Annotated in this window: 12 protein-coding genes; 9 read left to right on the top strand and 3 right to left on the bottom strand. The window is 35.3% G+C overall.

Annotation, left to right across the window (positions count from 1 at the left end):
• The first annotated feature begins 4 nt into the window (after positions 1-4).
• The 5 genes from BR87_RS09660 (at position 5) to buk (ending at position 6,020) form a co-directional block, all read left to right on the top strand.
• Complete coding sequence (locus BR87_RS09660; RefSeq protein ID WP_035031491.1) at positions 5-1,372, top strand: dihydrolipoamide acetyltransferase family protein; 1,368 nt, start codon at positions 5-7, stop codon at positions 1,370-1,372.
• A gap of 7 nt (positions 1,373-1,379) precedes the next feature.
• The gene (gene lpdA / locus BR87_RS09665; RefSeq protein ID WP_035031494.1) at positions 1,380-2,792 is read left to right on the top strand and encodes a dihydrolipoyl dehydrogenase; all 1,413 of its coding nucleotides are present in this window, start codon (positions 1,380-1,382) and stop codon (positions 2,790-2,792) included.
• 142 nt (positions 2,793-2,934) lie between these two features.
• On the top strand, positions 2,935-3,984 hold the full coding sequence (locus BR87_RS09670; protein ID WP_035031497.1) for a PTS sugar transporter subunit IIC: 1,050 nt from the start codon (positions 2,935-2,937) through the stop codon (positions 3,982-3,984).
• 19 nt (positions 3,985-4,003) lie between these two features.
• Positions 4,004-4,930 carry a phosphate acyltransferase gene (locus BR87_RS09675; protein ID WP_035031500.1) on the top strand — a complete coding sequence of 309 codons (927 nt, stop codon included), beginning with the start codon at positions 4,004-4,006 and terminating at the stop codon, positions 4,928-4,930.
• A 1-nt stretch (position 4,931) separates the two neighbouring features.
• On the top strand, positions 4,932-6,020 hold the full coding sequence (buk, locus tag BR87_RS09680; protein ID WP_035031503.1) for a butyrate kinase: 1,089 nt from the start codon (positions 4,932-4,934) through the stop codon (positions 6,018-6,020).
• 162 nt (positions 6,021-6,182) lie between these two features.
• Here the strand turns inward: buk and BR87_RS09685 are convergent, their stop codons facing one another.
• On the bottom strand, positions 6,183-7,064 hold the full coding sequence (locus BR87_RS09685; protein ID WP_035031506.1) for a LysR family transcriptional regulator: 882 nt from the start codon (positions 7,062-7,064) through the stop codon (positions 6,183-6,185).
• Between the two features lie 485 nt (positions 7,065-7,549).
• Here BR87_RS09685 and BR87_RS09690 point away from each other — a divergent pair, with 485 nt between their 5' ends.
• The 4 genes from BR87_RS09690 to BR87_RS09705 all read left to right on the top strand — a co-directional run bounded on the left by BR87_RS09690 (position 7,550) and on the right by BR87_RS09705 (position 10,061).
• Positions 7,550-7,954 carry a hypothetical protein gene (locus tag BR87_RS09690; protein WP_156959109.1) on the top strand — a complete coding sequence of 135 codons (405 nt, stop codon included), beginning with the start codon at positions 7,550-7,552 and terminating at the stop codon, positions 7,952-7,954.
• A 114-nt stretch (positions 7,955-8,068) separates the two neighbouring features.
• Complete coding sequence (locus BR87_RS09695; protein WP_035031512.1) at positions 8,069-8,590, top strand: cysteine hydrolase family protein; 522 nt, start codon at positions 8,069-8,071, stop codon at positions 8,588-8,590.
• A gap of 48 nt (positions 8,591-8,638) precedes the next feature.
• Positions 8,639-9,130, top strand: coding sequence for an LURP-one-related/scramblase family protein (locus BR87_RS09700; protein ID WP_035031515.1), 492 nt, complete (start codon positions 8,639-8,641; stop codon positions 9,128-9,130).
• Between the two features lie 172 nt (positions 9,131-9,302).
• Positions 9,303-10,061, top strand: coding sequence for a polysaccharide deacetylase family protein (locus tag BR87_RS09705; protein WP_035031517.1), 759 nt, complete (start codon positions 9,303-9,305; stop codon positions 10,059-10,061).
• 85 nt (positions 10,062-10,146) lie between these two features.
• Here BR87_RS09705 and BR87_RS09710 read toward each other — a convergent pair whose 3' ends face one another.
• Together BR87_RS09710 and BR87_RS09715 are read right to left on the bottom strand one after the other, a co-directional pair.
• On the bottom strand, positions 10,147-11,361 hold the full coding sequence (locus BR87_RS09710; RefSeq protein ID WP_035031519.1) for an MFS transporter: 1,215 nt from the start codon (positions 11,359-11,361) through the stop codon (positions 10,147-10,149).
• Positions 11,348-11,782: a MarR family winged helix-turn-helix transcriptional regulator gene (locus BR87_RS09715; RefSeq protein ID WP_035031521.1), complete on the bottom strand. Its 435-nt coding sequence runs from the start codon at positions 11,780-11,782 to the stop codon at positions 11,348-11,350. The genes BR87_RS09710 and BR87_RS09715 overlap by 14 nt, the downstream gene beginning before the upstream one ends.
• Positions 11,783-11,862: the final 80 nt, after the last annotated feature.

Genomic DNA, 11,862 nt, shown 5'->3' on the forward strand with positions numbered 1-11,862 from the left:
ATAAATGACCTATTCATTCATATTACCAGATAGCGGTGAAGGGATTCATGAAAGTGAAATTGTAGCTTGGGATGTCAAACCAGGAGACAAAGTAAAAGAAGATGATATTTTAGTAGAGATTCAAAGTGATAAAGCGGTAATTGGGCTTCCTTCTCCAGTATCAGGAACAGTAGTGAAATTATTAGCTGAAGAAGGAGAAATAGCCAAAGTTGGAGACTCAATCGTGGAAATTGAGATTGATGACGAAAAAGACAGTGTTAAAAAAGATGAAGAAAAGTTGCAAAAAGATAATCCCCAAGAAAATGAAGTTATTAAAGAAGGAACAGACACTGTTGCTATTGAACACGAAGATGTTAAGCACTTAAAACCTGGAAAAGAATCGACGGACTCAAATAAACAAGCAACATCATCTGAACGCAAATTGTCTTCAGACATAGATGTTAGAATGCTGGCAATTCCTTCTGTTAGAAAATATGCACGTGAAAAAGATGTGGATTTAACTCAAGTACCGGCAACAGGGAAAAATGACCGTGTCACTCGTGAAGATATCGATCGTTTCTTAACTACCGGCGTTTCGAAATCTGTTGCAGCAGAATCAGAAAAAGATAACGTCCAACCAGTACAACAAGAAGTACCGGCCAAAGCAGCTCCAATTTCATCTGAAAAGGAAAGAAGAGTAAAAATGTCTGGAACACGTAAAGCTATTGCTAAAGCTATGGTAAACAGCAAAGCTGTCTCACCGCACGTGACTGTATTTGACAGGGTCAATGTTGGAAAACTTGTGGATCACAGAGAACGCTTTAAAGGTGTTGCTAAAGAAGAAGGCGTCAAATTAACCTATACTGCTTATTTTGTTAAAGCATTAGTAGCTATGTTATCTCGTTACCCAGAATTGAATGCTTCAATTGATGAAGAAACAGATGAAATCGTCTATCATGATTACTTTAATATTGGTATTGCGACAAATACTGATAAAGGTTTATTTGTTCCGATGATTCGTGATGCAGAACGCAAAAGCTTATTTACGATTGCAGAAGAAATGGCAGAAAATACTGAAAAAGCAATGAATGGAACGCTAACTAGAGCAGATATGGAAAATGGCTCAATGACAATTACAAATGTTGGATCAGTAGCGACCAGCGGAGTTTGGTCAACACCAATCATTAATCAACCGGAAGTTGCAATCTTAGGTATGGCAAGAATCGAAGATGAAGTGATACCAGATGAAAATAAACAACCGATCGTTGTACCGATGCTAAAAATATCATTCGCATTTGATCACCGAATCATTGATGGAGTGACCGCTCAACAAGCAATCAACGATTTGAAGAACTTTTTAGCAGATCCTGAATTGCTTTTCGTGAAAGGATGAATGAAGAATGGTAGTAGGAGATTTTGCAGAAGAACTAGAAACAGTAGTGATTGGATCAGGACCAGGAGGGTATGTAGCAGCGATTCGAGCTGCTCAATTAGGTCAAAAAGTTACGCTAATTGAACGAGGTAATATTGGAGGAGTCTGTTTAAATGTTGGATGTATCCCATCCAAGGCGTTGATTCATGCTGGGGATGAATACCAAGCATCATTGGACTCATCGATATTAGGAATCCAAACAAAAGAAGCTACAATAAATTTTGAAAAGACACAAGCCTGGAAAGATGAAAAAGTCGTTCGCCCCCTAACAAGAGGTGTAGAGCAGTTATTGAAGAAAAATAAAGTTTCTATCATAAAAGGAGAAGCTTATTTCGTAAACAACCAAACATTGCATGTGATGTTCGACGAAGAAAAAGGACAAACGTATACATTTGAAAAAGCCGTAATTGCTACAGGCAGCCGGCCAATCGAATTGCCTTCATTTAAATTTGGTAAACGAATTGTTGATTCTACTGGAGCATTGAACTTAAAGGAAATACCTAAAAAAATGATTGTGATCGGCGGAGGATATATTGGTACTGAATTAGCTGGGGCATATGCTAAATTGGGCACAGAAGTTACCATTTTAGAAGGTTTGGATCAGATTTTGATGGGATTTGAAAAAGATATGGTGAAGTTAGTTGAACAAAATTTTAAACATAAGCAAGTAACAGTTGTTACAAACGCTATGGCCAAATCAGCTGTACAAGATAATCAACAGGTAACAGTTGTTTACGAAGTAGATGGAAAAGAACAACAACTAGAAGCAGATTATGTATTAGTTTCAGTCGGCAGACGCCCAAATACAGACGATATTGGTTTGGAGATTGCAGGTATTGAAACGAATGAAAAAGGATTTATACAAGTAGACGAACAAGGCCGGACAAATAAGAAAAATATTTATGCTATTGGAGACGTTGTTCCAGGACTTGCTTTAGCCCATAAAGCAAGTTATGAAGCAAAAGTAGCGGCAGAAGCCATCGCTGGAATGAAAGGAGCAGCTGTTGATTATTTAGCCATGCCAGCTGTTTGTTTCACTGACCCTGAATTGGCAACTGTCGGTTTTACAGAAAAAGAAGCAAAAGAAAAAGGTTTCAACGTAAACAGCAGCAAATTTCCATTAGCTGGCAACGGACGAGCGCTTTCTTTAAACAAAACAGAAGGCTTTATCCGCTTGGTAACAGAAAAAGAAAGCCATACGTTGTTAGGAGCACAAATTGCTGGAGTAAGTGCTAGTGATTTGATTGGCGAATTAGGATTAGCCATTGAGAATGGATTGACTGCTGAAGATATTTCGTTGACAATCCATAGTCATCCTTCATTAGGAGAAAGTATTATGGACGCAGCTGAATTAGCGTTAGGCCAACCAATCCATCTGTAATTTGCACATTGATAAGAAAATAAGTGAAGGGCTTTAAATCAAATAAAAGCCCTCCTTTTATTTGATTTTTTAGAATGATAAATGATTGAAAATGATTATATTTAGCGGCATTTTTAATAACGAATAAAAAGGAGAACTTATTATGCAAACTGAAAAGCTTACCTTTAAAAATTATGCAATGAATGTATTAAATGGATTAGCTATTGGAACAGTTGTTGCTTTGATTCCTGGAGCATTATTAGGGGAACTATTTAAAGCCTTGCTTCCTGTGTTTCCTCAAGGACAATTTGTATTAGATGCCACCGCTATGTCAAATTCTATGTTGGGATTGGTAGTAGGTGTATTAGTTGGAATCAATTTTAAATTTACGCCTATACAATCTACTTCTTTGGGGTTGGCTGCGATATTAGGAGGCGGAGCTGTTCAATTTTCTGCTGAAGGTATGGTATTGAGCGGTACGGGAGATGTAATAAATGTAGGGCTGACGGCTGCGATTGCAGCAGGCTTGATTTTATTATTAGGCAATAAATTGAAAGCCTATACAATCTTGCTGATACCACCGATTTCATTAATTATAGGCGGTGGAGCTGGTTTATTGATTTTACCTTATATAAAAGGTATTACCACACTGATTGGTCACTTGACCGCACAATTGTTGAATTTCCAACCGATTATAATGTCTGTATTGATTGCCATTATTTTTTCTATTCTAATTGTTTCGCCTATCACTACTGTTGGAATAGCGCTAGCGATCTCGTTAGTCGGAATTGGATCTGGAGCAGGAAATTTAGGGGTTTGTGCAGCCGGGTTTGGATTAGCAGTTGCAGGTTGGAGAGTCAATCCAATCGGAACCAGTCTAGCTCATTTTATTGGATCGCCGAAAGTATCGATGTCAAATGTATTTGCTAAGCCGAAAATTATGCTGCCAATCATTTGTAATGCGGCTTGTCTAGGCGCACTAGCAGCTATCTTTAACATACAAGGAACACCGATGAGTGCCGGATTTGGCTTCAGTGGCCTAGTAGGGCCGGTAAATCATTTGAATATAGTCGGCTGGACAGTTGGAAATATTATGATAACTATTCTTATTTTCCTTGTTGCCCCTATCGTACTGGGAATTGCTTTTAATTACCTATTTACTAAAATATGGCATATTATTTCGCCAGAAGACTATAAATTAGAATTAGCATAAAAAAAGAGGAGGCAGCAAGATGATTCAAAATTTTGGATCCTTAATGCAAGAGCTAACACAGAATAAAGCAGAGCCCAAAAAAGTAGCAGTTGTGAAAGCTGCCAGCAGACATGCTTTGGAGAGTATCTTTGAATTGGCAAAAAAAGGACTCGTAATTCCTTATTTGATTGATAATGAAAAAGCAATTAACGAACAATTATCTCAAATAGATATTGAAAAAGCACCTTACTTTATTGTACCCACTGAAACGGATACGGAAGCAGCTTTTAAAGGTGTTGAAATGGCAAGAGAAAAAAAGGTTGAATTTATTATGAAAGGTGATTTACAAACGGGGACCTTATTAAAAGAAGTAGTTAATCGCACGACAGGTATCCGAGAACAAAAAGTATTGTCTCATTTAGCTTTGATTGAAGTTCCTGCTTATCCAAAATTGATTGGTGTTACAGACGGTGGAATGGTGTTGATCCCCACTTTTGACCAAAAGAAAGCTATTATTGAAAATGCTGCAGAAGTGATGCGGTCTTTAGGATATCAACAGCCCAAAATTGCAGTTCTTTCAGCTGCCGAAATTGTACAGCCGAAGTTACCAGCTTCTGCTGAGGCTGCAGAACTGACAACAGAATTTATAAATGAGAAAAACTTTACTGTTGAAGGGCCGATTTCTTTAGATATTGCACTAAATCCAGCAGCAGCTAACGAAAAGCACTACCAAGGAAAAATTCAAGGAGACACTGATGTGCTAGTAACTCCTGATATTGTGTCTGGAAATGCTCTTTCTAAAAGTATGACTCTTCTGGCTGGAGGAGAAATGGCAGGAATCATTATTGGTGCTAAAGTTCCCATTATTCTAACATCCAGAAGTTCTTCAGCTGCTGAGAAAAGAAATTCACTTTTATTAGCGCTTAAAGTTAGTCATGCAGTTAAAGGGAAAGGAGGAGTCGAATAATATGGTCGATCGTATATTAGCGATTAATCCCGGAGCTACGTCAACTAAAATCGGATATTTTGAAAATGATAAATTACAATGGAAAAAAGAATTATCTTATTCTTATGAAAAAGTATCTGAATACCAAAAAATTATGGATCAATACGAATTTCGTTACCAAGATATTGCTCAATATTTAAAGACTAAAAATTTTTCAGCAGCTTCTTTTGACTCAGTTGTCGGCCGGGGAGGTTTGTTGCCTCCAGTTAATGCAGGTGCCTACTTAGTAAATGATGCCATTATGGATTGTTTAAAAAATCGTCCTGTCTTAGAACATGCTTCTAATTTAGGCGCGAGTCTTGCAAAAGGAATTTCCAAAGAATTTGGTACTTCGGAATGTGAAGCATTTATTTATGACCCAGTTACGGTAGATCAAATGGAAGAAGTTGCTCGGATTTCTGGACTGGCATTAATTGAAAGAAAAAGTATTGGACATGTTTTAAATATGCGGGCTGTCTGTATGAAAATTGCTGAAGACAAACTTGAAAAAACTTATGAAGAAAGCAACTTTGTTGTTGCTCATGTAGGTGGAGGAAGCTCCGCAAGTGCTCATAAGCAAGGACGGATGATTGATCTGATTTCAGACGATGAAGGATTATTTTCAGCAGAGCGAACAGGTGGATTGCCATTAAAAGAAGTTATTCCATTGTGTTATAATTATTCTGAAAAAGAAATGACAGATCTTACCAGAAAAAAAGGAGGTCTCGCATCTTATTTCGGAACAAATGATGCGCGACTTATTGAAGAAAAAGCTCAAAAAGGAGATGAAAAAGCCAAAATCGTCTTGGAAGCAATGGCTTATCAAATTGCAAAAACAATCGGCGAGTTGGCTACCGTTCTTTATGGGAAAATAGACGCTGTTATTCTAACGGGCGGACTGGCTCATTCAGTTCATATTACAGAACTAGTAAAAGAAAGAACCTCTTTTCTTGCGCCAGTATATATTGTTCCGGGAGAAGAAGAATTAACAGCATTAGCCAAAGGAGCACGACGTGTATTGATTGGGCAGGAAAAAGCTAATATTTTTCAGGAACCTGCTTATAATAATTAAAGTTTTAAACGTAAAAGAAGCTGAGAAATTTCAGCTTCTTTTTATAGAGGTTATTATAGCAAAAGATACTTTGTAATCAGCGATTTGTACATAACGAAATACTTACCGTGTCTTATCTCGTTCTAACTATCATAATATATTTTCAAAACGAAAAATAAAACACTAATTTTTTTTCATAAAATCAATAAAACGAATAGCATGTTCTTCTAACTTCTGGTCTTTTTTATAAGCAATACCTATTTCAAAAAAGTTTGCTTTATCTTTTAATGGAATCCATTTTAAATCTTTAAAATTACTAATTTGTTCCAGTGCTTGGGGCATTAAAGCTAGACCTCCGGTTGTTAACGTATTTTGTAAAAGAACTTCCCAGTTCTTATTGGAGAAAATTACATTAGGATGGAATCCGAACTCTGCACAGCGTTCATAGAGAATATTCCCAAGCACATAATCATTAGAAAAAGAACAAATAGCGTAGTCTTTTAAATCTTTGATTTCAATAACCTTTTTCTGAGCAAGAGGGTGATCAAATGGCAAGACAATAGAAACAGAATAGTGAGAATGAGAGGTATTCAAACGTTCTATCTCAATAGATGGCTCGTAATTAGGAAAAGAAACTAGACCGATATCTATTTTATTTTGTGCTAGTTCTTTTTGGATTTCAACCGATCCGCTTTGAACAAATGTTAGCTCGACTTCTGGATTCATTGTTGTGAAATTAACGATTTGTTCCATGTATTGTATGACGAAAAGAACAGTAATTCCGACTTTTAATTTTTTCTTTCCTGGTTTTATTTGTTGCATCTCGTCCATTAGTCCTTCAAATTCAGTTAGGACTCTTTGCCCATGTGTAAATAGCTTTTCACCATTTTCTGTTAATTGAAGTCCTTGTTTAGTTTGAAAAAATAAATGAGCATTAAATTCTTCCTCTAATTGTTGAATGTTCCAACTTAAAGTAGGTTGAGTGACAAATAAACTTTTAGCAGCTGCAGAATAACTTTTAGTATTAGCAATTGTGATGAAATACTTCAATTGACGAAGTTCCATTGTTTACTCCTTTCTTTAAATTTTTTTGTGTAATATTTAACAATAATTCGGATAAACATTACTGAATCCAGAAAGCGTTTACCTTATATAATAAGTTTATCACATATAGGAAGAGAATAGATTAAAAAAGAATGAAACGATTGTAAAACTTTTAGAAAGATAATAAATTGCTATTGTAAAGAATCTATTTTGAATGAGTTGTTGAGCAGTTTACTTATTTGGCTCGCGAAAAGTTCGTAGAACCTGAGAATGAAAAATATTATTTATATGGGAAATAACGTATAGTAGTACTATAAAGTTAATCTAAGAAAAGAAAATTAACATAAAGGAGTTAAGTGGTTCGGCTTTTATCAAGTCGTTTTCAAAAAAGTCTATTTTGGTTAAAGTTTTACGGTATTCTCATCTCATAAAAAGTGATAAGATAGTTATAATTAAAAAGATGAATATCGAAGCAACTCTTTAAATAAATGACTAGTGGAGGGAAGTTGTTAAAAATGAATATACTATTAAAAGAAGAAAATTATCTTAGTTATCTTTCCGCAGTTTACCCAGGTGAAGAGTTTAAAAAAGGAAAAACGATTATTGGACAAAAAATTGGCGAAAACTTTTTCCATTGTATTTACATAGGAAAATCCTTTTTTGTGGTTACAGCTACCAGCACGGCAACGTTTGATTTTTATGACTCTTTTAAACGAGATCAAAGCGAGTTGTTGAATTTAGATATAAAAGAAAATCTATTTACCTTTAGGATTTTATTAACACTAAAAGAAAAAATAGAAGGGCAATATACCGTTACGGAACGAAAATTTAAAACGTCCAAACTATTACTGACAGATTTTAATAAAAAAAACACCAGAGATTTCATGAGTCGTCAAAGAATGAAGGACTAAAAGAAGAAAATCGATTTAGTCAGGTTTTTCTTTTAGTTTAAGAATGAATAAAAACCTTAGATTAAAAATAGAACCTAACTTTTCTAATGTAATTGTGAAAGGGAGATGAATGAAATGCTGTTTATTATCGATATGCAAAATGATTACGTAGATAATGAAAAAGGAAAACTTTCAGTGCCTAATGCAACCACAATTGTTCCAAACATTATACAAGAAATAAAGAAACAAGAAGAGCAAGGCGAACCGATTTATTATACGTTGGATCAACATGCTACCAATGAAGATGAACGTTCGGAAGAAGAAAAACAATGGGGAATGGAATTGTATCCGGCTTTGAAAAAGGTTTTAAAAAACCATAAAGCCATCAAAAAGGATTTTCATTCTATTTCACCAGAAGATGCAGCCGGTTTAAGGGAAAAATATAAGGATGACCCTGATCGAATTATTGAAATTGTTGGTGTCGAAACAAATGTTTGTGTCCTTTCAAATGCCGTGATGCTCCATAATTCATTTCCTTTAGCTTCTGTTCGGATTTTAAAAGATATGTGTGTTGGAACAACTTCTGAACTCCATAAAGAAGCTTTGGATATTATGAAAAGCTTGAAAATGGAAATCAAGTCTTCGAATGAATCGTAAAAGGAAGAAATACTGATAATAAAAAAACGAAAAGAAAGGTAAGAACTGATGGATTATTATATCAAGCAGAAAATATTTTCTTGGAATGATCAGTTTACTGTAAAAGACAATCAGGGAAAGGATGTCTTTTTAATAGAAGGCAAACTTTTTTCTTGGGGAAAAAAGCTATATGTATATGATATGGCTGGAAAAGAAGTGTTATATATTGAACAGCAGCTGTGGCGCTTTTTGCCCACCTATTCGTTGTATATTGAGAATGAAGAAGTAGCTGTTGTAAGTAAAGAGTTCTCCTTTTTTAAGCCGCGCTATACGATCGATGGTCCTTCTTGGAAAGTAGAGGGTTCTTTTTGGGAACATGATTACCAAATTGTCGAACAAGGAAGAGTGATTGCAGATATTTCTAAAGAATGGCTGACTTGGGGCGATGCTTATGCCTTGAATATCAAGGATGAAACCAATGCAATAGTGGCTTTGGGAGTAATCATTATTATTGATTGTGTTATAGCAAGTCAACGAGCTGCTGCAAGCAGTGGGTCATAAAACTCAAAGGAATTAAAAGAGCACCCTTTAGCAAAAAAATGATTATTATTAAATTTTTTGTACCAAACAGTAATGCAAAAGGTATAATCAAAGTAGGATTAAAAATAAGAGGAAGCAAATCCGCTTCTTTATTAAATATTGTGATTAAAATCACATGAAAAGAGAGATGACAATGAGTTTTAATGTTTTAATGTATCATGAGTTCCGCGAATCTGGAGATTTTGATAGTACGAAACCGTCAAGTATTTCAGTCGCCCAACAGTATCAAGATGCTTTACCAACAGTCCTTTTCAGTTACTTGGAAAATTTTAAAGCACAAATGGATTATTTGAAAACGGAAGGGTATCATACTTTAACGCTTCAAGAAATAAAAGATTTTTATGAGAAAGGAGCAGACCTCCCTGAAAAGTCAGTGTTATTGACATTCGATGATGCTTTTCAATCTGTTCATAAATACGCTTATCCTATTCTAAAAGAATATGGCTTCCATGCAGTCTGTTTTGTGGTATTGGGATGGCTGTCGCAAGAAACACAATCTTTTGATCCGAATCGATCCATAGTTATGAGTCAACAAGAGCTTGAAAAAATGCAAGATGTTTTTGAATGTGCCAACCACACAACTTATTTACATATGAGGTATACAAATGGCACAACGGAAATGCAAGCAGCTTCTCTGGAAGAATTGAAAAAAGATTTAATGATATGTGGCGAATACGTGGACGTTCCAGATGTATTTGCTTATCCTTTTGGAATTTATCAATCTAATGATGTGAAACGTTTAGCTGAAAGCGGGATTCGCTATGCTTTTACGACTCTTCCAGGCGTAAATACAAAAGAAACGCCACTTTTAGAATTGCACCGCGATACGGTTACGTTAAATTGTACAATAGAAGAATTTAAAACAATTGTAGAAAGAGGAAAAGACAAATAAACCAGCTGAAATCAGCGATTCATAAAAAACAAGACTGAAAGGGGACGAAAAAGCCCCTTTCAGTCTTGTTTTCGTTGATTGAGATTTATGCATTATTTTTAGAAATAGAAGATACTATCTTTAATGAATGTTTGCCGTGTAGGAAGTGGTAAATCAGTGCGGTAAGTAAAACAACAAAGCCAAGAATGATATAAAGTTTTCGGAATCCAATAATTGGAATAACAAAACCTAATAAATAAGGCCCAAAACCTAGGCCACCGTCAAGAAAGATAAAAAAAGTTGAAGTAGCTAATCCCATTCGGTGTGGTTCTGTTAATTTGATAGCAATGGCTTGCGTGCTGGATTGCAAATTACCAAAACCGAAACCGATAAAGACACCTGATAATAATAAGGAAAAACTCGCATGTGTAAAACTTAAGGTAATCAACCCAATCACAAAAAACACAAAAGCAGGGTACATAACATAATTTGCGCCTTTTATGTCCAACAGTTGGCCTGTAAAAGGACGCGAAACCAATACCGCAACGGCATAGACAATAAAGAAGAAGCTAGCAGTGCTTACAAGATTGATCTCAATCGCATAGCTGTTGATAAAGGAAAGTACACTGGAATAACATAAAGCTACAATAAAAGCGACAAGTGCAATAGGTAAAGCTTTCGGTTCCACGAAATCAGCAAGCGAAAATTTCTTTTCTTTTGTTGAAGTGGTGAGGATAGGCAAAGCAGGAACCTCTACTAAAAATGCAACGCTGAAACAAACCACGCTTAATAATGTACAAAGTAAAAAAATCAATTCGAAATTAGTGTGCTGCATCATAAACAGACCAGTGAATGGACCAATAGCAGTTGCAAGAGCCGCACTCATACTATAATAACCAATTCCTTCTGCTTTTTTTCTATCCGGAATGATTTGCGCTACAATTGTACCAGTAGCTGTACTGGCTATGCCGAGAGAGACTCCGTGAAGAAAACGGATCAAAAGTAACAGAGGCAATGTAAAGCTGACAAAATATAAAAGGGTGGTAAAAACAAAAGCTGTCAAACCAATAAACAATGTCTTTTTTCGTCCAATATCGTCAATGACACGACCGATAAACAGCCGACCTAGTAAAGTCCCGATAATGAAAATACCTGTTACTAATCCAGCTTGACTAACAGAAGCTTGAAATTTATCAGTAGAATAAACAGCGATAATAACTATCAGTAAGTAAAATATTAAGGTTAATAAAAAATTGATCAATGAAACTAAAATAAAATCCTTCGTCCATAATTTTTCTGCTTGTTTGTTACTCTTTCTCATGTTTATGTTCTCTCCTTAAAAGATTGTTTCGTATTTTTGGCAATATGTCGAAAAGCAATTGCTGTTCCTCTAACGTTATGCCGTCTAACATGCTGGCTTCCAAATTTGTAATGGCTTCTCTACATGTTTGATAAAGTGTTTCTCCTAAATCGGTTAATTGAATAATTTTTTCCCTTTTATCTTTTCCTGATATATGTTCAATCATCTCTAGCTCCATCAAACGCTTTACCCGTTTAGTTATTGCTGGTTTTTCCACATGATAATGATTAGAAATATCTACTAAGGAAGAAGGTCCATTTAATTTAATATACAAGACAACTTGCCACAACGAATAAGAAAGCTCATATTGGCTCAGAAGCTCATTTATTGAACTGATAGATGGGCGATATAAGTTTAAATAAGTTCTAAAAAATCCTTCCATAATTACACCTCCGGAAATTAGTTTACCTGGTTAACTATATGCGCGTAATATTTTTATGTCAAGGATTTTTTTCTGAAACT

The organism is Carnobacterium mobile DSM 4848, assembly GCF_000744825.1.
In the GTDB taxonomy this organism is placed as follows: domain Bacteria; phylum Bacillota; class Bacilli; order Lactobacillales; family Carnobacteriaceae; genus Carnobacterium_A; species Carnobacterium_A mobile.